Here is a 19,764-nt window from a genome sequence, read left to right as displayed (position 1 = left end):
TATTGTTAAATGACCAAGATCAGCAATTTAAACTACCTTTAAGAGGTGAAACTCTTCGAGCAAAACAGTATTTTCAAAATCCTATCTGAGGCCATTTCGGAAGGTATTCTTATAGTTAATGACAAACAAACCATTGTTGCCAGCAATTCTGTTGCCAATGCAATGTTCGGATATGCAGAGGAGGGTTTAAACGGTGAGTGCCTTAGTATTTTATTGCCTCCAAACAGCAGAACACCCCATGAGTCGCATTTTAAGGATTTTCTGGCCAAAGGCAAAAAGCGAAGTATGGGACTTGGGCTAGATCTTGAAGGGATTAGGAAAGATGGTACCAAATTTCCCCTCGAAATCGGTTTGAATCCCTTTAAATTACTTCGCAAGGATTACATAATGGCCTTGGTGGTGGACATAACCGAACGAAAAAGGGCAGAGCAGGCAATAAATCACTGGTATCGGATTTTCAATGAATCACGCAACGAAATATTCGTGTTTGATGTAGAAAGTTTTAGGTTTTTTGATGTGAATTATGGGGCTCGATTGAACTTGGGCTATACCGCTGAAGAGTTGGAAGAGAAGTCCATTCTGGATATAAAACCCGAGCTCACCCATGATAGTTTGACCCGTTTGATTAGGCCTATGCTCAATGGCATCAAAGAAAAGATAGAGTTCGAAACTATCCACCAAAGAAAAGATGGCTCTACCTATCCCGTGGAGGCACACTTACAGTTATCTTCCATAGGCAAGAAAAGGGTTTGCGTTGCTATTGTTTTGGATATCACGGAACGCAAAAACTATACACAGACTCTTGAAAACAAGGTTGAGCAGCGTACCATGCAACTTAGCGAAGCATTAAAGGCTGAGAAAAAACTAAACGAGTTAAAGACCAAGTTTTTGTCCCTGGTATCCCATGAATTCAAAACACCCCTGACAAGTATACTTACCTCAACATCCCTTTTATCAAAGTATACAGAGGGAGATCAACAGGACAAACGTGATAAGCATATCGAAACCATTAAAACAAAAGTTAGGTATCTAGACAATATCCTTACTGATTTTCTGTCCATAGAGCGTTTGGATTCCGATAAGGTAAAGTATAATTCAACCAACTTTTCTTTGAGCAAGGTGATCAATGAGGTTGTTTACAATGCAAATACCCTTTTAAAGGAAGGTCAACACATAATTTATCCCAAGGACATCGATGGAATTTCCATTTCATTTGATGAGAAAATAATGGTTTTAGCCCTTTCGAATCTTTTGCACAATGCCATTAAATATTCACCAGAAAACACAAATATTGAACTTCTGGTTGAAAAAGACGAAAATCACTTGACGATAAAGGTCAAAGACCAAGGACTGGGCATACCCGAAGAAGAACAACCTTTTGTTTTTGATAGGTATTTTAGGGCAAGCAATGTATTGACCACTCAAGGCACAGGGATTGGGTTGAATATTGTAAAGCAGCACATGAACAACCTTGGCGGAACAGTAGCTTTTGAAAGTGAATTGGACAAAGGTTCTTCCTTTATGGTAAAGATTCCCATTAAATAGGCGACCCATGAAAAAGATTTTACTTGTAGAAGACGACGCATCACTACGTGAGAACATAGCTGAACTTCTTGATTTATCCGGATTTTTAGTTTTTGATGCAGCCCATGGGAAAATAGCTGTGGATATTGCAAAAAAGGAATTGCCCGATATAATCCTGTGCGACATTATGATGCCCGAACTTGATGGTTATGGTGTTTTGGAAGAATTATCCTCGCATCCTGAGACCAGGCACATTCCCTTTATCTTTATTTCAGCAAAAACGGAGCGGCAAGACGTACGCAAGGGTATGAATCTTGGAGCCGATGACTACTTAACAAAACCATTTGAAGAAGAAGAGCTTTTAAACGCGATCCACTCTCGACTGCAAAAAGCAAAGCTTATTGATTCTTCAATATCACTAAAACACCAAAAGCAAGGAACAAAGAACCAAATACGCTCATTGCATCAGTTGAAAAACTTTTTTGATGATTATGGTCGAATGGTTTCATTTAAAAAAGAGGAAACAATTTACAGTGAAGGTGAGCATTCAAACACCATCTATTTAATACTTAAGGGCGTAGTAAAATGCTACAGGCTGGATGAACAGGGCAAAGAACTAATTACCGCTCTCTATGGAGCTGATGAGTTTTTGGGATTTACTTCCCTGTTGGAAAATCTACCCCATCAAGAATACGCAGTGGCCATCGAAAATGTTGAAATGGCCGGTATAGCAAAATCAGAACTCAGAACCATTCTAGAGGATAATAAAAATGTCTCTCTAGAGCTGATGGAGGTGCTTGCTGGCAACATTACCGAGATAAAAAAGCAATTATTGCAAATGGCATACAGTTCTGTAAGAAAGAAAACCGCCCAAACTTTATTACAGTTCGAAAAAGCTATGGGAAAAGGTCCCACAAAATCTTTGCAAATTACCCGTAGCGACCTGGCCCATGTGGCAGGGGTGGCCACGGAAAGCCTGATTCGTACCCTATCAGATTTCAAACATGAAGGATTGATTGAGGTAGAAAATAGGGACATTAGAATATTGGATAGGGAAACCCTGATGCATATTCAATAATTTTCTTAACCTCTAAAGTTCCCATTATCTGATATTTGTCATTACATAATATTCTGACTCACTTTAAATTAGTGATGTTATTCCCTTGGTGATGAAGAATATTTTGGTCCCAATAGACTTTTCTGAAAATGCTGAAAATGCATTGCGATACGCACAAATCATCTTTAAAGACCACGATTGCAACTTCTACCTACTTCACGTAGAGCCGCTCTTGAATCCTCAAAAAAAAGAAGCATCCTCCAAAAAATACGAGGCATCCAAACTCCATATGTCACAATTAAACACACGGACCAAAAAATGGAGCAATGGTGCCAATCACAGATTCAACTTTGTAGTTGAACAAGGGTTTTTTATAGAGACCATCAAGAAGCAATTTGAAGAAAAGCAAATTGATCTTATTGTTATGGGCACAAAAGGTGTTTCCGGCTTACGCGAAAAAGTAGTGGGCAGTAATGCTGGTGATGTGATTACCAAAGTACAGTGCAACACCTTGGTGATTCCAAAGGATGTGGCATTTCAAACGCCCACGGAGATAGCATTTCCTACAGATTTCAACATTTTTTATACTCATGGTATTTTGAATTCCATTTCGGAAATGTTGAAATTGAATTTTGGTAAAATACGGGTCATGAACGTATTAAAAAGAGATACTGAGTTGAATTCTGAACAACTGAAAAATAAAGAATACCTGAAGGATTTCTTGATTGAATCATTTTTGGAGCGATACAGTTTTCATACGATTACCAATAGAAAAGTAAAGGCGGCCATCCAGTGTTTTGTAGAGAGCAGGGATGTTGATATGATCATTATGGTAGCCAAAAATTTAAATTTTTTACAGCAAATTCTCTTTGACTCCATTGTGGAAAGAATCAGTTTTCATACCACGGTTCCCTTCTACGTGGTGCATGAACAGAAACAAGTATCCAGAGTTCCATGAATGATGAATATCATTTTATGTCTTAAGGCCGGCCCATATTTTTAAGGTTAAAATTAGACCTTGAAAACAATCCTGATTCCAATTGATTTTTCCAAGAATGCACTGCAGGCCTTACAATATGCACAAGAGCTGTATAAGTGCACCCGAGCCGAGTTTTATCTTTTGCATGCCTTTGCAGAAGAAGTATATGGACCCTACCAAACCACAACGGTTGAAGAGCGAAAAACCCTGGAACGCGATATTCGCGCAAAGGTTGAAAAAAAACTTGCCAATTTGGTCTCCTCTATTGAAGGGACACCTCCCAATCCGTTGCACAGGTTTATTACGGTTGCCGCCTTCGACAGTCTAGTGGATGCGGCAAATGACTTGGTTGAAAAACATAACCTGGACCTCATCATTATGGGCACCCATGGTGAAAACAGTACACACAAGACAACCTTCGGAAGCTATACCATAGAGGTGTTCAAGTATGTAAAATGTCCAGTGCTCGCTGTCCCATCTGATTTTGAGTATAAACAACCCAAGGCCATTCTGTTTCCTACAGATTATATGCTCCCGTTCAAAAGAAGGGAATTAAAGTTGCTATCGGAGCTTGCAGGGAACTTCAAATCAGAAATTCACTTTCTATATCTATCAGATTTTAATGTTTTGAGTGCGCGCCAAGTAGACAACCAGCTTTTTCTAAAAGGCAATCTGACCAAAGCCTATCTATTTTTTGAAACAGCTCCGGTAAAAAACAGAGTTGAAACCATATTGGAATATATAAAAGAACACGACGTGGATATGCTTACAATGGTAAATTCCAGACACTCTTTCTTTGAGGATATGCTTTACAGTTCTACGATTGACCAACTGGGCCTTAAGATTAAAATTCCATTCCTGGTAATGCAAAATCTGCCCAGATAAACCCATACGTCATGAAAAAAATACTCCTGCCAACAGATTTTTCAAAAAATGCCCTTAACGCCATACTATATGGTTTGGAACTTTTTAAAAATGAGAAATGCCTGTTCTACATATTGAATACTTATACCCCAAATTTCTACCGTCTGGATTACCTCATTGGGGGGCCTGCGGTAAGCACTATTCCTGATAAAGGGGTTGATGCCTCTCTGGAAGGCTTGGAATGGACTTTGGACCATATCTCTAAAAAGTACCTAAACCCATTGCATCAATATGAAACCGTATCGGCATTCAATACCCTAACGGACCATGTTCAGGAAATCTGTTCCAAAGAAAACATAGACATGATCATTATGGGAACTCAAGGAGCTTCTGGTGCCAAAGAATTCTTCTTGGGTTCCAATACAGTTCATGTTATACGAAAATCGAATACTCCGGTTTTGGCCATACCTGAAAACTATCAATTTAAATCCATAGAACATATCCTGTTCCCGACGGACTATGCCAGAAAATACAAGTCAAAAGACATAGGCCTTTTGAAAGAGTTGGCCATTAAATGGGATGCCACAATACATATTATACATGCGGCTGAGGGGGATGAAAAATCTTCAGCCCAATTACAGAACAAAGAGCATTTGGGGAAACTTTTTGAAGGAAGAAAAGTAGTGTTTGAAGATATCACTGAACAGTACAAACCCAATATTGTCCACAGTTACGTGGAAGACAACCAAATAGATTTGATTGCTATGATGAATAAAAAGCATGCATTCCTTGAGCGCTTACTTGTCAAACAAAATGTTGATGCTATAGGATATAGCTCAAACGTGCCTTTTTTGGTGATTAGGGACACTTCAGAAAACACTTAAACTGGAAAACATGAAACAGCTTTTAATGCCCACTGATTTTTCCGAAAACGCATGGAACGCGTTTTTTACCGCTATAAAACTTTATGGGGATTTTGAATGCACCTTCCACTTATTGCATGCTTACGAACCAAAAATTCAAAATATTTCAGGTTTTAAAAGTTCCGTAAGAACTGGATATTCACAACAATCGTTAGCTGAACATTCCAAGACAGAGCTTGCTAAGATATTGTCCTATATCAAACGTAATCATCATAATACAAAACATCATTTTCAAACCCATTCCATACAAGGAGAATTGGTGGAAACCATAAAACTGCAAATTTCGAAATTGGACATTGATGGTATAATAATGGGTACAAAAGGGGCAAGTGGCGCCAAGGAAATATTTATGGGAAGCAATACGGTAAGGGTACTCAAAAACATTAAAAATTGCATGCTGCTCGCCGTGCCAAATTCATTTGAATTCAAGTCACTTGAAACGGTTGTATTTCCCACGGAGTATGCACATTTCTTTCCCAAAAGTATCCTTGAACCCCTAATAGAGCTGATGGCACATTGGAAATCTGAAATCAAAATCTTTCATGTAGCTCAAGAATTTGTTCTAGACGATATACAAAGGTCCAACAAACAAATCCTAAAACAACGTTTTAGTGAAATCCCCTTTAGTTTCTACAAAGAAGCTATCAAAACCACTGTTTCCAAAGCCATTCGCGACTTTTCAAAGGAACAGGGAGCAGATCTCATTGTTCTTACAAATTACAAGCACACCTTTTTTGAACAGTTAACTCAGGAACCCATAGTCAAAAAAGTAAGCTTTAAGAGTGAAATTCCTTTGTTAGTACTTCCTAATTTTGAGGGATAGTTAAAGTGGTCTTGAATAGAAACCGTTCAAAGTTAGGTTTTAATCAAACTATCCAATACCCTTTCCAAAGAATAGGATTCTGATTCAAGAACTGAAAGTCTATGGGATAAAATAGAAAAGCTTCGGCCCGTCCCAATGGTATCCGAAAATTGTTGCACCAAAGATTTATGTTTGAATCCAAGCTCTTGGATGGACCATGCAATCTCGCGGGTTGCCTCAAGATGAGGTATGGTAGAATTCATGTTTAGATAATTGGTGAGGATTAGCTGTAGCTCACCAAGCTTTTTCCTAAAGTCTTCAAGTTTTTTCGAAGTCTCCATTGTAGACCTTTTTGGGTTTAGAGTGCTTCTGATTGTTTCAATTTGTTCCATTTTTTTGGCTTTTTGAACAAATTAGGTTGACCTCAAGTTCTGGAAAATGACCTGTGTCAGTGCGAACAAAAATTCATTTTACGCGATATCCTTTGTTCGGCAAACTTTTTTCGCATCATCTCACTATTTGCTCTTAAATACCTTTTTAGATTGACACATATCATGGCAGACCTTGTCCGGCCCATTTATTTTTGAGATTATAAATATAAATATGAAGTCATGCTAAATATTCTCTTACCCACGGATTTTTCGGAAAACGCACAGAACGCCATTGAATATGGTCTCCAACTTTATAAAGACACTACTTGTGTATTCCATTTAATGCATGTCTACACCCCTGCGATTTACCGTATAGATTATGCCCTTGGAAGTCCCGGTCAAATTGGCTTCCCGGATGACTACAAATATTACACAGAAAGTCGTTTGGAGAAAATAAGGGAAGAGATAGAAGCGAAATTCAACAATCCCAGACACACGTTTATCATCCATTCGGCCTTTAATCATCTGGTGGATGAAGTATCTGAAATGGTAGGGAACAAAACAGTGGATTTGGTTATAATGGGAACCCAAGGCGCTACAGGTGCAAAGGAAATCTTCTTAGGTTCGAACGCCGTGCACGTGATAAAAAAATCCAAGGCGCCGGTTTTGGTCATTCCACAAGAAAGTATTTTCAAGCCCCCGAAAAACATTTTGCTTCCAACAGATTTTGAAATCGACTTTAACTTTACCGACCTTCATTTTCTCCGGGATGTAATGAAATTGCATGGTTCAAAACTTCATATCATGCATGTCGCTGTACCCAAAGGACTTACTGCTGAGCAAGAAAAGAACAAAACGGCTCTTTTCAACAAGATGAAGGGTACAGATTACGTGTACCATAATTTGCCCGATCAAGAATTAATTGAAGCTATAAACAGTTATGAAACCGAACACAACATAGAACTTTTAACTATGGTTCGGAACAAGCATACATTCATGGAGCGCATTTTCATAGAACCTATTATAAAGAAAATCGGTTTTCATACCATAGTTCCGTTTATGGTACTCCCGTACCATAATTAAGATTGACCAATCCGTAGCGAAAACTTTTTTAAGTCAAATTGACTAAAATCATAGTGGACAAAAGACGCCTGAAGTAGTTTTAATGAAAAGTCAAGACTATGAACAAAAGAGTTCTGCTTCCTACGGATTATTCCAAAAATGCACTTAATGCCATCAGGTATGCCCAAGGTCTTTACGCGAACATAGATTGTGATTTCTATCTTCTGAACGCATACCAAGTTTCAGGATACAATCTGGATAGTATGATGGTGCCAGAGCCCGGTGAACGCTTTTATGAAATGGGAAAAAAGGCTTCTGAGGACGGGATGAAAAAGTTAATGGCTCAAATAGAGATTCATCCTGAAAATCCAAAACACAGATTTCACAGTATCTGCACCCTTAATAGTCTGGTAGAAGCCATTAGAAACCTAATTGCCAAAAAAGACATTGACATTATTGTAATGGGTACAAAAGGTGTCACCGCAGCCAAGAATCGGATTTTTGGCACCAACACGGTTTCCGTAATGGAAAAAATAAAGGTATGTCCGGTAATTGCGGTCCCAGAGGGCCATTTCTATTGCAACCCAAAAGCAATCGCTTTTCCAACGGACTACAAAACCGCATTCAAGAAAAGTGAAATAAAACACCTATTGGAAGTGGCCAAGTTGCATGACGCTTTGATTCACGTAGTACATATAGATAAGAACAAGGATGGGAAGTTGAGTTCCAAGGAAGAAGCCAATAAACAACTCCTCGAGGATATACTGCATGGAGCAGATTATGAATCTCATTTTTTACCTGAAGTGGATGTGGCAAAGGGGATAAACGTTTTTGTCGAAAGCAAGAATTGTGATATGATTTCATTTATGAATCGCAGACATCTGTTTTTTGGTAGCATTCTATCCAATCCGCTTGTAAAAGAAATTGGGTATAACCCCAAAATTCCCATTCTAGAGTTAAATGATAACAAATAACACAAGAAGATGAAGAAAATTGGAATATGGATGGATAAACAAAAGTGCGATTTTGTCGTGTTTGAGAACGGTTTGGAGCGCTCTTCAACAATTGCTTCCGAACTTGAATTCTTTAACCCCAAAGGAGGAGCCCGATCAAAGACCAAGTGGGGTCCCCAGGATGTTGTCCAGGACAGCAAATACCTTGAACGTGAAAAGCATCAGCTAAGACGATACTTTGAAAACATTGTCAATTTGATCAAGGATGCGGACCAAATTGCACTTTTTGGCCCAGCAGAGGCTGCTGATAGGTTTTTTCGTGATATCAAGGAGAACAACCCGGACCTGGCCAAAAAAATCAAGAGCAATGAAAGGGTTGACAGCATGACCCATAACCAGTTCAAAGCTCTTGCCAGGGAGACCTTGAACATTTGATTGAATTTTAACAGGTATTGGGGAAATGTCATGATTTACGTCATTTTATTTGAGGTCTTCTTTCAATACATTTCCTATTAATCAATTTGCATCTGTTTTGGAAAAAGAAGCTTCATATCAAGGAAAAAAACCAGAAGAACTTTACTGCGATCTCCAAAAATGGAAGTCCAATATTGAGTTTATAGATGATGAAATGACTTTTATAAATGGGCTTTTGCACTCCTATGTATTTGAACCACGAACCCCAAACCTTTTTGAACGTTTGGAACTTTTCAAGGTGGCGCACAAAAAATCAATACGGGAGAAGGAAAAAATAAAAGGGCTCATATATAAACACGAAAGTACTATAGGGGGTATTTTGGAATGTACCACTACCGCTTGTGATTCGGCCTATTACCAAAAACACGAAGAACTGAGCGAACGAGTGTCCAAACATCTTACGGATTATATCAAATTGAAGTCCGATATCTACAACTATGCGGGTTCCATTTTGAAACGTAAGAAACCTTCCAAGTAGCCATAAAAGTGTTCGGGTTGATTTACATCATTTGCCGAAGCTTAAGTAAGATTTACATTGTTCCAAATCAAATTCATTAATCTTAAATATTATAATTATGTCACTTGTTAGATTTAACAGAAACAGATTCCCTTGGAATGAAAACCTAGTCGATTTTTTTAATCGCGACACCTTCATCAACGATGATTTCTTTAATCTGGAAAAATCGTTGCCGGCAATGAACGTTAAAGAACGTCAAGATGATTTCGAAATTGAACTTGCGGCACCGGGCTTCGATAAAAAGGATTTTGAAATCACTATGAAAGACGATCTTCTTGAAGTCTCTGCTCAAAAAACCAAAGAAGAAACGAAAGAAGAAGAAGCTTACACTCGACAGGAGTTCAACTACAATAGTTTTAGACGAAGTATGCAACTTCCCAGTGCGGTAGATCAGAGTAAAGAGGTAAAAGCCACCTATAAAGACGGGATTTTGAAAATGCACCTTTTAAAAATGGAAGAGGCGAAGGAAAAGCCCAAACGCATTATTGAGGTTGTTTAATTAATCAAGGCGGTGAATAAAGGTATTTACCGCCTAAATCTTGCAATCATGAAAAAAATCGATAGAAGAGAACATTATCAAGAATGGTTCAGTGCGGATGAAATGCATAAGGAATCAAGGCGATGGTTATCCCAACTTGAATTTATCAAAGATGAACAACAGTTCTTGGATAATGTTGTAAAGGATTATACGCTGGATTTGCTGGATGGTAACTTTTTCAATCAGGTGAAAGATTCTTTTGATGCGCTTCTTACCTCTAAGAAAAACACACAACTATTACACAAAAAAATACAATTGCATGAGAATCAATTAATCATTATGGTTGATGATGTTGATCAAATCAAAATGGAAAGTGCCTACTTGGAAACGCACAAAAGATTAGCTAAAGAGATGGTAACACACCTCGAAAAGTATCAAGTTGCCAAGTCGTATATCTTCAAGGTGATATCTGAAATCATGAAGAAGAAGAAAAAGCAGAAAAAACTGCTTAGTTAACCTAGGGGCAACAATTGCACCCACCTAGATAAACCAAATACCATAAACATGAAAAGACTTCTTTCAATACTGGCAATACTTATATCGGGTTGTACATCTACCAGTTTGGTCAACAACTGGAAAAACCCTGAAATCGTAATATTCGACGCCAACAAAGTATTGATTGTGGGAATGACCGCCAATGAGGAAGCACGCGTCAAGTTTGAAACCAAACTCCAGAAGGAGTTTGACAAAAGAAATATAGAGTCTTTCCGAAGTATTGACCTTTTTGATGTAGAATTCACCTCTTCAGAAAAATCCGAAGAAGAATTGTCCGAAGTTGAACTACAACTTCTAAACAAGGATTTTGATGCCATCCTGTTCACGAAGATTATTGGTTCCGAAAATAAGCAGTCATTCAAAAAACGAATGTCGGACACGGATAGGTTCTTTGATACCTTCAGTTATGATTATTTGGAACATCAATCCATTTATTACGAGAATGGGTATTACGATGAATATACCGTCTATCAAGCCGAAACCTCCTTATACTGTATTTGTTTTGGCAAAGAGCGACAACTCATTTGGAGAGGAAATATAGAAATCACGGACCCGGTGGATATTGATAAAACTGTGGACGACTATGTGAAACTGGTGGTGTTCGCTTTAAAGGAGCAGGATTTAATCTTTCGTAAAAAGCTCGCAAATGAAATTACTGGTTTATAGCACAAAGGAATTTGAAAAAGAGCCATTGCTAAAAGCAAATGATGGTAAGCATAAAGTTAGGTTTATCAAGGAATCTTTGGATAGTACAACTGCGGTTTTGGCTGCTGGTTACGATGTAATCTCTATTTTTTCTGGTGATGATGCTTCCTTAATTGTCCTAGAAATACTTAAGGACCTTGGGGTTAAATTTATCAGTCTAAGGTCGACAGGTTACAACAACGTGAGTTTAAAATCAGCAAAACGAATAGGACTTAGGGTGGCAAATGCTCCTGACTACTCTCCCCATGCCATTGCAGAGCATGCCATGGGCTTGCTTTTGGCGTTGAACAGAAAAATAATACAAGCCAATAACCAGGTAAACAATAACAATTTTCTCCTGGACCAACTCATGGGAAGTAACCTTCATGGTAAAACAGTTGGTGTGGTGGGCACAGGAAGAATTGGCTCTATTTTGGTAAAACTGTTTCACGCCTTTGGTTGTAAGGTAATTGCCAATGACCTCAAGGTCAACCACTATTTGGAAAGTGAATACGATTTAGAATATATGGATTTGGATACACTCTGTAGCACTGCGTCAATTATTAGTATCAATGTTCCACTGACCTATGAAACCCATTATATGTTTGACGAAAAGTTGTTCCAAAAAATGAAGAAGGGAACTACTTTGGTAAATACGGCTAGAGGGGCAGTTGTGAAGACCAGGGCACTTCTTGAAGCACTTAAAAATGGAACGCTTAAAGCCTACGCAACGGATGTTTACGAATCCGAAAGGGGTGTTTTCTTTAGAGACAACACCAAGAATGGTATCAATGATCCTCTGTTGTTGGAACTATTGGAACTACCAAATGTTTTATTGACCCCACATCAAGCATTCATGACCAAAGAAGCCATTGGTAATATAGCTGAAACCACAATCTATAACATCAATTGTTGGGAAGAAAACAAAGGATGCAGAAACGAGTTGGGCTTTGAAACCATAATCTCATAACAACGGACTCATCAGTTTTGCCGTCCCTTCCAGTATCCTAGTTGGCCAACCTCTCTGTTTATACTCTTCATAATTCAACCTAATGGATTTTTCACAATCCACTAAGAACTGTTCCTTCATTTGTTGACAAATCCGTTTGTCATAAACCAGGGCATTTACTTCATAATTCTGATGTAAGCTTCTATCGTCCAGGTTTGCTGTTCCCACGCTGACCAAGTTATCGTCAATAATCACAACCTTGCTGTGCATAAAACCTTTGGGATATAAATAAAGCTTGATTCCAGCCTTTAAATACGATTCAAAATATGCCCGTACGCACCAATCCACAAGTTTAATGTCCGTACTCTCCGACATTATCAATCTCACATCCAATCCGCTTAAAGCAGCCGTTTTCAAACTTTGCAACATTGCATAATTAGGGATGATGTATGGGTTGTATATGAATACACTTTGTTTGGCGTTGTTGATGATTGATAAATATACCTGTTCCATTGTGGCGAAATCATCATCAGGGCCACTGGGCACTATTTGTACAAGATTGTTTCCAGAACTTACTTGTATATCTTTCGGTTGCTTTTTGATAATCACTTTATTACCCGAAGCCAGATACCAATCCACAGCAAATACCGTATCCAGTAAAAAAGCCGCTTCACCATCTATTCTGAGATGTGTGTCCCTCCAGTTTCCTTCAACATCTTCACCCCGAAGATATTTATCGGAAATATTTATCCCTCCGGTAAATCCTATTTCACCGTCAACAATGATTATTTTTCTGTGATTTCTATAATTGAGTGAAGATAAAAACCTGCCAAATCGAAAAGGAAGGAACTGATGGACCTCAACACCCGTATTTTTCAGAGCCCTTATGTAGCTTTTACTTAAGGAATAACTTCCAATACCATCATACAAAAGGCGAACCTCAACACCTTCTTGAACCTTTGTTCTAAAAACCTCTAACAATCTACTCGCCAACTGGCCCTCCTCAAAAATGTAGTATTGAATATGGATATGTCCTGTTGCCATTTCTAAGGCAGAAAATATGGACTCAAATGTTTCTTGGCCATTATTAAGAATGGTAACCCTATTTCGTTGAGTTAAGGGATAATCGCTTGTTCTTTTTATTAATTCCGTTGTCTTCCCCTCAATATCCAAACGAGAATCTTCAGGTGGGGTATCATCAAAATTGATTTCCTTAAGGAAATCGTTTTGCAATGGAAACAATTTGTTCTTTCTACGATTTCTTCCCAACAGGAGATAAAACAAGATACCACCAACGGGTATGGTAAATATTGCCAATAGCCAAGCCAAAGTTTTAGCAGGTCTAACACCATTTATCAATATGCCTATAACCAATACAAGGGAGACAAGGATATAAACAACGATTAGGGTTACGAACAACATCAGACAAAGAAAGGTTCCATCAAATATAATAACCCTTGGTGTGGACTCATCTGATATTTATCAATACATTTTTGGTCATACTAAATGTCTCCTGCATAGTCATCTTTAGGTAAAAATGAAAAGCCTAAAGTTGTGATGGGCTTTTAACGTTCTGTACCTTAATTATTGATGATGACCATGATGGCATCCTTAGTACCATAGAAACCTTAGGTCTTCAACACTAGTTGACCTTAAAGAATTGTATTTATGAAGGAAGGGAGTTACCTCAAAATGGTCACATATCCGGAATGAGAACGGTTGTCCGGGTCATTCAATCTGATATAGTAATAATAGGTTCCTACAGGTAAAGGTTTACCCTTGTATGTGCCTTCCCAGTCGTTTGAGTAACCCGCTCTTTCAAATACTACATGCCCCCAGCGATTATAAATAGTGAGCTGATTGTTCGGAAAGGTTTCTATGTTCTCAATGTAGAAAACATCATTGGCCCCATCACCGTTCGGGGTCATGGTATTCGAGAAAAAGGGCATACACCTGTCCTCCACATCGGTGTTTTCATTATCCATTCGCAAGTTGACCGAACTCACAGTGAAACATTCAGGCGCTACTCGATTTTCGGCCCTTACAAAAACTTGTGTATCGGTACCTGCAATAAGGTCGATGTTCAAAATACTGTTCAAATCATCAAGCGCTTCCTGTTCATCAAGATGATAGGTCAGTTCAATGTTGCTTTGGTCCAACCCTTCAAAGGCTCTTGCATTAAGCTGGGAAAGATCATAACCAATGCTGTTCTCCCTCAAATAGCAAAGTTCCACATCATCCAAAGCATTGACCACTGGTGATACATCTACCCTTAGACTGAAAGGGAATGTCTGAAAACACCCTTGGCTGTCTTCTACACGGGCATAAATGATTTGAGGATTTACGGTGTTGGAAAAATCATTGAAAAGTAAGTTTGCATTGTTCTCGGCATCGTTAAGAGTGCCATGAAACGTTACCACTGGAGCAAAAGGTCCAGATGCGGCCACATTGGCCAATATATAATCGGATTGCGGGGCGAAATCAAAAGCACCAGAATCTGGGTTACCAACATCCGAGCAAGCCTGCATATCCTGAGGGTCTTGATAGTCAAATGCACTCAATACTGAAATCTGCTTTGTAATGGAATAGTCCTGGGTGCCATCATTGATGGTAAGGGTTACATCATACGTGTTCCCATATTCAAAGATGTGAATGGGGTCCTCTGTAGTGTCAATTGCACTACCATCGCCAAAATCCCATTGGTAAGTAAGCGGTACACAACTATTTGAAAAATCAGTAAAAGTGACCACATCACATACTACATTAAAATCAAACTCCGCAGCTGGGTTATCCGGGTCAAGAAGAACGGTTTCCATATAACTCAGAATATTCGTCCCATCATTCACGGTCAAGGTAACTGTATGAGGCCCCACGGTGGCATAGGTATGCAATGGCGACATTTCATTGCTGGTATTGCCATCCCCAAAATCCCACAAATAGGTCTGAATTGGGTCACAAGTGGTGGACAAATCTATAAACTGTACGTCGTAGCAATCAGGATAAAACTGAAAATCGGCCTGGAGTCCCACAGTAACCCTAACCGGTCGCTCTGCTGTCAGCTCTAATCCACTATTGGAGTCCGTCATTGTTACTTCTATGGTATAATTACCGGAAGCAGTATATGTATGGGTGAACTCAGCCGTATCCGAATCGGTGGTAACAACAGGAGTTCCATCCCCAAAATCCCACGAATAGGAAAAGGTAGGGTAATTGTCAAAAGTTGCTCCACAGATTGTACTTATGTTGGTGACGGTCACTGTCCCGCAGTCCTCCAAAAGATAGAAATTCGGTAAAATGGTGGAGGTGGTGAATGGAAGGGTCATGGTATCGCTCAGACCATCACTGGCCGAGGTGACCGTCAAGGTCACATAATATGTTGTTGGCGTATTGGTAGTGGGAAATGTGTGTTGTGGATTCTGTTCAGTGCTTGTAGGACTGCCATCACCAAAATCCCAAAGATAGGTCAAATCACTTTTACAATAACCTGATAGATTGTTCAGCTGAACCGTGTTACACGGATTTGACTGTTGGGTGATAATCGGTTCCAAGGTAAAGTCTGCGTTTGGAAAAGGGGGTTCTGTGGATGGAATTACATCTATGGTGACCGTGGTTGATTCCCCATCGCATCCATTTTCGTCACGGGCGATAACCGTATATGTGGTCGTGGTTGTTGGAGATACCACGGCAGAGTTACCCGTAACCCCAATATCTGGAAATGAAAAATCACCCACATTGGTTCCGGTTGGAGAGATAACAGCGCTCCCTCCCTCACAAATTTCTTGGTTTGGTATGGGGTCAATGGTTGCAGCAGCAACTGGACCTAAGGTAATACTTGCAGAAGTATCACAGCCCGTATTTGACGTCAAGTCCACAGAGAAAGTGTCCCCGAATTGTGCCCCGTTCACGGTAATGCTTCTTGTAGTTTCACCCGTGGACCATTCATATGCTGAAAATCCAATTGGGGCCGTAAGCGTAATGTTATTGGGGCCCATGGAACAGAGTCCCTCCACCTGTATCTCAAGAGGTTCCACAGTTGCCTCAACATAGGCTGTTCCGCCATGGCCTCCAAGCATACAGTCCAATGCAATGAACTCTATGGTAATCTGTTGGCCAATAAAGGGGGTCAAATCTGCCCCTCCACTGGTCCATGGCAATATTTGAACAGGGAAATTAAAACCAGGTAAAGCGTTGGAATCCGAGCAGTCACTAATTGGGAAATCGCATCGATAGGCCCGGTCATAGTTACATCCCACAAAACCCTGACTTGCCGCGTTTGGGCCCGCAAAGGCCTCGAACTGACCGCAATTGACAATATTGCCATTGTCGTCCCTAATGTTGACCACAAACTTGGGTTGGCTCTCTTGGGTATGGCCAGGCTCTTCCAATATTACCGCATAACTATATTGTAGGTAAGACTCATCAGGGGTGACAGTGAACGTACGGCTGATGCGTGCTGCTCTTCGCCCACCAGGGTTGTCACCAATTCGGGCAGAAAAGGCTCCCATAGGAAAGACCGTTGGAATGTTGAGAGAGGGTGAGCACAATAGTCCGTATTCATCAATTGGTGGAACACTCGGGTTCATGATACGAATTTGGGTATTGAGCTCATTGGTCTGAGCACCGTTCCAGTCCACATTATTGGGAGTGGTTCGGACACCGATATCTAAAGTCCAGTTATCAAAGTTTCCAAACTCAAAATCCATATTATCCGTTTGGGAATGGCCTACCACGGTACATAAAATCAGACAAAGGCCCAGCAATACTTTATTTTTGTTTGACATCATACTACAGGGAATATTTTGGACATGCACATTTTTGTTCACCAAAATCAAAACGGTAACCGAGGATTACCTCATGCGTTCCTGACTGTTGCCCGCTGAACTCGGTCATCGACCAATCGTAGGAGTAACTTACCAAGAAGTTTTTCGAGAACCGTAATCCAAAAAAGCCGACCACCGCGTCTTGGTTACGGTAGGCGATACCTCCCCATAACTTGTTATCATAGACCAACTTCGTACCCAAATCCCATTGAAGGGGTGCATTGGATACGGTTTTGATCAAAGCTGATGGCACAATTTGCCAGTCAGTACTTAGATTGATTCGGCTTCCAACCAAAAAATTAAAATTTCGCTGTAAGCGGCCATCAGTAGTCAGTATACCATTGTCAACATCGTAGGGTATCTCATTATCAAATATCTGATTGGCTCCCACTCCTAGGAAAAGATATTCTGAATAAGCATAAAGCCCTAGGCTCATATCAAAATTGAAATCCGAAAAACTATTCACTAAAATATCATTGGGGTTTTGTAAAAGGATTGCGTCGCTTGCGTCATATCGAAACTGATTTGCACCGACAAAAGCACCCATGGATACAAACCAGTCCGAAGAAACTTTTAGGTGATACGCATAGCTTCCGTAAAACCCGCTTTGCTTAATCGGCCCTGTATCATCCGTGTAGATAAAAGCGCCTATGCCCTGATGTGATTCGCCTTCTTTTCTTTGGAGTTGGGCCTTTAACAAATGTAATGAGGCATTGAAACTAAATGTTGCCGTTCTGGGAGCACCATCAAAGCCTGTCCACTGGTTTCGGTAAGCAGCGGTAAGGTCTATATAGTCTTCAACCCCAGTCATGGCCGGATTGATAACAAAAGGATTCTGTAGATATTGGGAAAACTGGGGGTTTTGTTGGCCCATTAAATTTCCAAAAATCATCATGGCGACCAGAAAAGGCCATTTACATTCCTTGGAGATTCTGACCAAGGATGAAATCAAAGTGGTTCTCTTTGGGTTAGCATCCATTTGGAAGTAGGTTGATTCAAGGTCTTGAGGAAGACTAAACTATAACGTGGTTGATTGAGTTATATTTTAGACAATGGCTTATACCGTTCAATTTCAATCACAGTACTTGGTAAAAGAATTCAAAATAGGACAACTTTATCCGAAAAGGTTGATTAGGGCCATCATGAATTTTCGACATCTATTCGATAGAACCATCTTCCGATTCATCGCCATTTAAATAAATAAAAAGGCTTCCTATAATAAAGCAAATCGCGAAAAAGCCTAGGAGAGTAAGGTAGTTTGACATAGGTAGGTTTTTAAAACTTACGGGATTTAGGGAGGTTACGGATTTATTTGGAACTTTTTTTCGATGAAATGCACATTTTTCAACTTCTTAAAAAATATCTCAATCAAGCATCGAATATATGCCAGGTACAGACTAGTTTTACTTCTTTACAGAAACAGAAAATGAGTAGTTCAATAATACATACAAGGCATGGGGTTATAGAATACCGCTCTGTTGGAAATGGACACCCAATTGTTTTTGTTCATGGTGGACATTCAAACTGTTATGAAACACTTACTCATAAAAGCTTTGATCTATCAAAATTTCGTTTGCTCACACCTTCGCGGCCGGGTTATGGAAATACACCTTTAGCGGGCAATCAAACACCGAGTAAAGCTGCGCAACTAATCGTGGAATTGATGAAATTCCTTTCCATTGAAAAAGCCATAATCTATGGCATCTCTGCGGGTGGATTGACGGCAATCAAGCTGGCCGAAGAATATCCCGACTATGTTGAAAAGTTGATACTTGCTTCGGCAGTTTCGAAAAAATGGCTCGACTCAAAAGACAAGATTTACAAAACGGCCCAAATAATCTTTCACCCGAAAATAGAAGGAGTAACTTGGGGAATGGTTAGATTTTTTTCAAAGGTTTTTCCAAGAATAATTGCCAAAAGCTTTTTTTCCCAGTTCTCTACCTTTCCAAGCCAAAAGCTTGGAAAAAAGGATATTGATGAACTCATTCTAGCACTAAAAGCCTATCGCTCAAAAAGAGGGTTCTTAAATGATTTAAATCAAAACATAAGTAGTGAGTCAATTAAGAAGATACAAGCTCCATGCCTTGTAATCCATAGTAAGTATGACAATAGTGTTCCACTTGAACATGCTATTCATGCACATGAATTGATAAATAACTCAACATTGGTTGAACTGAATAATGAATGGGGACATCTTTTTTGGATTGGCCGAGATTCTGAAGATTCCTTGAATGTCATAAATAAGTTTATAAACGAAAAAGAGCAATTGTAAACGACTGATGCGCATAACCAGAACCTGGTTTTGCTAAGTTTAGGACATTTGGAAAGTTGTGATCAGAGGAATCCGTGAATAAGTTCTGCTATATTCTAAGTTTCATATTCAGGAATAATGCATATTATAGAAGTTGTATTGAAAATGGATAGCGAAATCGAAAAATAACTTCGCCAAAAAGGCCACTTCAGTTTATGACTACTTAATTCCTAAGAAATATTCAAAAGAATTGTCATTTACACCTGTTCATCATTCCCATAAATGACGAAAAGTCGAGGGATATTTTACATAATAGAATTGTAAATGGTAAATTAAAATGTACATCTGTCAAAACGAGATTTCTTTATAACTAACTGGTTTTTATTTACTTATAAAGATTCAGTAATATTTTAAAATGTACACAAAACATTCAAAATCATGGATGACAATTTAAAATGTACATGTTTAGACTTGTCCTAAAAAGGTTGAATTTAAGTGACT

The 19,764-nt window shown here is 39.2% G+C and carries 19 protein-coding genes; 15 read left to right on the top strand and 4 right to left on the bottom strand.

Annotated features, from left to right (window positions below; genetic code table 11):
* The first annotated feature begins 45 nt into the window (after positions 1–45).
* The 6 genes from CLV81_RS06090 to CLV81_RS06065 all read left to right on the top strand — a co-directional run bounded on the left by CLV81_RS06090 (position 46) and on the right by CLV81_RS06065 (position 6,170).
* The gene (locus CLV81_RS06090; protein ID WP_245911936.1) at positions 46–1,545 is read left to right on the top strand and encodes a sensor histidine kinase; all 1,500 of its coding nucleotides are present in this window, start codon (positions 46–48) and stop codon (positions 1,543–1,545) included.
* A gap of 7 nt (positions 1,546–1,552) precedes the next feature.
* Entirely contained in the window at positions 1,553–2,602 is a 1,050-nt protein-coding gene (locus CLV81_RS06085) for a response regulator (protein WP_106144143.1), read from the top strand.
* Positions 2,603–2,693: 91 nt separating this feature from the next.
* On the top strand, positions 2,694–3,539 hold the full coding sequence (locus CLV81_RS06080) for a universal stress protein (protein ID WP_106144142.1): 846 nt from the start codon (positions 2,694–2,696) through the stop codon (positions 3,537–3,539).
* Positions 3,540–3,599: 60 nt separating this feature from the next.
* A complete protein-coding gene (locus CLV81_RS06075) occupies positions 3,600–4,445 on the top strand; it encodes a universal stress protein (RefSeq protein WP_106144141.1) in 846 nt (281 codons plus the stop codon).
* A gap of 11 nt (positions 4,446–4,456) precedes the next feature.
* Positions 4,457–5,308 carry a universal stress protein gene (locus CLV81_RS06070; protein WP_106144140.1) on the top strand — a complete coding sequence of 284 codons (852 nt, stop codon included), beginning with the start codon at positions 4,457–4,459 and terminating at the stop codon, positions 5,306–5,308.
* A gap of 10 nt (positions 5,309–5,318) precedes the next feature.
* Positions 5,319–6,170 (top strand): universal stress protein, encoded by an 852-nt coding sequence (locus tag CLV81_RS06065; RefSeq protein WP_106144139.1) that lies wholly within the window; start codon positions 5,319–5,321, stop codon positions 6,168–6,170.
* Positions 6,171–6,202: 32 nt separating this feature from the next.
* Here the strand turns inward: CLV81_RS06065 and CLV81_RS06060 are convergent, their stop codons facing one another.
* Positions 6,203–6,541 carry a hypothetical protein gene (locus CLV81_RS06060; RefSeq protein WP_106144138.1) on the bottom strand — a complete coding sequence of 113 codons (339 nt, stop codon included), beginning with the start codon at positions 6,539–6,541 and terminating at the stop codon, positions 6,203–6,205.
* A 219-nt stretch (positions 6,542–6,760) separates the two neighbouring features.
* Between CLV81_RS06060 and CLV81_RS06055 the strand changes: the two genes are divergently transcribed.
* The 8 genes from CLV81_RS06055 to CLV81_RS06020 all read left to right on the top strand — a co-directional run bounded on the left by CLV81_RS06055 (position 6,761) and on the right by CLV81_RS06020 (position 12,213).
* Positions 6,761–7,603, top strand: a complete 843-nt coding sequence (locus tag CLV81_RS06055; protein ID WP_106144137.1) for a universal stress protein — start codon at positions 6,761–6,763, stop codon at positions 7,601–7,603.
* Between the two features lie 98 nt (positions 7,604–7,701).
* Positions 7,702–8,556, top strand: coding sequence for a universal stress protein (locus CLV81_RS06050; protein ID WP_106144136.1), 855 nt, complete (start codon positions 7,702–7,704; stop codon positions 8,554–8,556).
* A gap of 9 nt (positions 8,557–8,565) precedes the next feature.
* The gene (locus CLV81_RS06045; protein WP_106144135.1) at positions 8,566–8,970 is read left to right on the top strand and encodes a hypothetical protein; all 405 of its coding nucleotides are present in this window, start codon (positions 8,566–8,568) and stop codon (positions 8,968–8,970) included.
* Positions 8,971–9,067: 97 nt separating this feature from the next.
* Positions 9,068–9,487 (top strand): hypothetical protein, encoded by a 420-nt coding sequence (locus tag CLV81_RS06040; protein WP_146129839.1) that lies wholly within the window; start codon positions 9,068–9,070, stop codon positions 9,485–9,487.
* A 97-nt stretch (positions 9,488–9,584) separates the two neighbouring features.
* Positions 9,585–10,025, top strand: a complete 441-nt coding sequence (locus tag CLV81_RS06035) for an Hsp20/alpha crystallin family protein (RefSeq protein ID WP_106144133.1) — start codon at positions 9,585–9,587, stop codon at positions 10,023–10,025.
* Between the two features lie 48 nt (positions 10,026–10,073).
* A complete protein-coding gene (locus tag CLV81_RS06030; protein ID WP_106144132.1) occupies positions 10,074–10,520 on the top strand; it encodes a hypothetical protein in 447 nt (148 codons plus the stop codon).
* Between the two features lie 48 nt (positions 10,521–10,568).
* On the top strand, positions 10,569–11,225 hold the full coding sequence (locus tag CLV81_RS06025; RefSeq protein WP_106144131.1) for a hypothetical protein: 657 nt from the start codon (positions 10,569–10,571) through the stop codon (positions 11,223–11,225).
* The gene (locus CLV81_RS06020) at positions 11,206–12,213 is read left to right on the top strand and encodes an NAD(P)-dependent oxidoreductase (RefSeq protein ID WP_106144130.1); all 1,008 of its coding nucleotides are present in this window, start codon (positions 11,206–11,208) and stop codon (positions 12,211–12,213) included. The genes CLV81_RS06025 and CLV81_RS06020 overlap by 20 nt, the downstream gene beginning before the upstream one ends.
* On the opposite strand, the gene cls is transcribed toward CLV81_RS06020, so the two are convergent.
* The 3 genes from cls to CLV81_RS06005 all read right to left on the bottom strand — a co-directional run bounded on the left by cls (position 12,208) and on the right by CLV81_RS06005 (position 17,991).
* The gene (cls, locus tag CLV81_RS06015) at positions 12,208–13,614 is read right to left on the bottom strand and encodes a cardiolipin synthase (protein WP_106144129.1); all 1,407 of its coding nucleotides are present in this window, start codon (positions 13,612–13,614) and stop codon (positions 12,208–12,210) included. The genes CLV81_RS06020 and cls overlap by 6 nt on opposite strands.
* A 260-nt stretch (positions 13,615–13,874) precedes the next feature.
* Positions 13,875–16,976 carry a PKD domain-containing protein gene (locus tag CLV81_RS06010; RefSeq protein WP_146129838.1) on the bottom strand — a complete coding sequence of 1,034 codons (3,102 nt, stop codon included), beginning with the start codon at positions 16,974–16,976 and terminating at the stop codon, positions 13,875–13,877.
* 1 nt (position 16,977) lies between these two features.
* Complete coding sequence (locus CLV81_RS06005) at positions 16,978–17,991, bottom strand: PorP/SprF family type IX secretion system membrane protein (protein WP_106144127.1); 1,014 nt, start codon at positions 17,989–17,991, stop codon at positions 16,978–16,980.
* A gap of 447 nt (positions 17,992–18,438) precedes the next feature.
* Here CLV81_RS06005 and CLV81_RS06000 point away from each other — a divergent pair, with 447 nt between their 5' ends.
* Positions 18,439–19,284, top strand: a complete 846-nt coding sequence (locus tag CLV81_RS06000) for an alpha/beta fold hydrolase (RefSeq protein WP_158259077.1) — start codon at positions 18,439–18,441, stop codon at positions 19,282–19,284.
* The last annotated feature ends 480 nt before the right edge of the window (positions 19,285–19,764 follow it).

Source organism: Flagellimonas meridianipacifica, from assembly GCF_003001695.1.
Lineage (GTDB): Bacteria > Bacteroidota > Bacteroidia > Flavobacteriales > Flavobacteriaceae > Flagellimonas > Flagellimonas meridianipacifica.
Note: the sequence above shows the minus strand (reverse complement) of the source record. Positions and strands in the feature narration are given on the sequence as shown.

Coding starts and splice junctions, on each gene's coding strand:
- CLV81_RS06055 (WP_106144137.1), top strand. CDS start 6,761: ATGCTAAATATTCTCTTACCCACGGATTTTTCGGAAAACGCACAGAAC.
- CLV81_RS06030 (WP_106144132.1), top strand. CDS start 10,074: ATGAAAAAAATCGATAGAAGAGAACATTATCAAGAATGGTTCAGTGCG.
- CLV81_RS06005 (WP_106144127.1), bottom strand. CDS start 17,991: ATGGATGCTAACCCAAAGAGAACCACTTTGATTTCATCCTTGGTCAGA.
- CLV81_RS06000 (WP_158259077.1), top strand. CDS start 18,439: ATGAGTAGTTCAATAATACATACAAGGCATGGGGTTATAGAATACCGC.
- CLV81_RS06010 (WP_146129838.1), bottom strand. CDS start 16,976: ATGATGTCAAACAAAAATAAAGTATTGCTGGGCCTTTGTCTGATTTTA.
- CLV81_RS06070 (WP_106144140.1), top strand. CDS start 4,457: ATGAAAAAAATACTCCTGCCAACAGATTTTTCAAAAAATGCCCTTAAC.
- CLV81_RS06045 (WP_106144135.1), top strand. CDS start 8,566: ATGAAGAAAATTGGAATATGGATGGATAAACAAAAGTGCGATTTTGTC.
- CLV81_RS06060 (WP_106144138.1), bottom strand. CDS start 6,541: ATGGAACAAATTGAAACAATCAGAAGCACTCTAAACCCAAAAAGGTCT.
- CLV81_RS06065 (WP_106144139.1), top strand. CDS start 5,319: ATGAAACAGCTTTTAATGCCCACTGATTTTTCCGAAAACGCATGGAAC.
- CLV81_RS06050 (WP_106144136.1), top strand. CDS start 7,702: ATGAACAAAAGAGTTCTGCTTCCTACGGATTATTCCAAAAATGCACTT.
- CLV81_RS06025 (WP_106144131.1), top strand. CDS start 10,569: ATGAAAAGACTTCTTTCAATACTGGCAATACTTATATCGGGTTGTACA.
- cls (WP_106144129.1), bottom strand. CDS start 13,614: ATGTTGTTCGTAACCCTAATCGTTGTTTATATCCTTGTCTCCCTTGTA.
- CLV81_RS06020 (WP_106144130.1), top strand. CDS start 11,206: ATGAAATTACTGGTTTATAGCACAAAGGAATTTGAAAAAGAGCCATTG.
- CLV81_RS06080 (WP_106144142.1), top strand. CDS start 2,694: ATGAAGAATATTTTGGTCCCAATAGACTTTTCTGAAAATGCTGAAAAT.
- CLV81_RS06035 (WP_106144133.1), top strand. CDS start 9,585: ATGTCACTTGTTAGATTTAACAGAAACAGATTCCCTTGGAATGAAAAC.
- CLV81_RS06085 (WP_106144143.1), top strand. CDS start 1,553: ATGAAAAAGATTTTACTTGTAGAAGACGACGCATCACTACGTGAGAAC.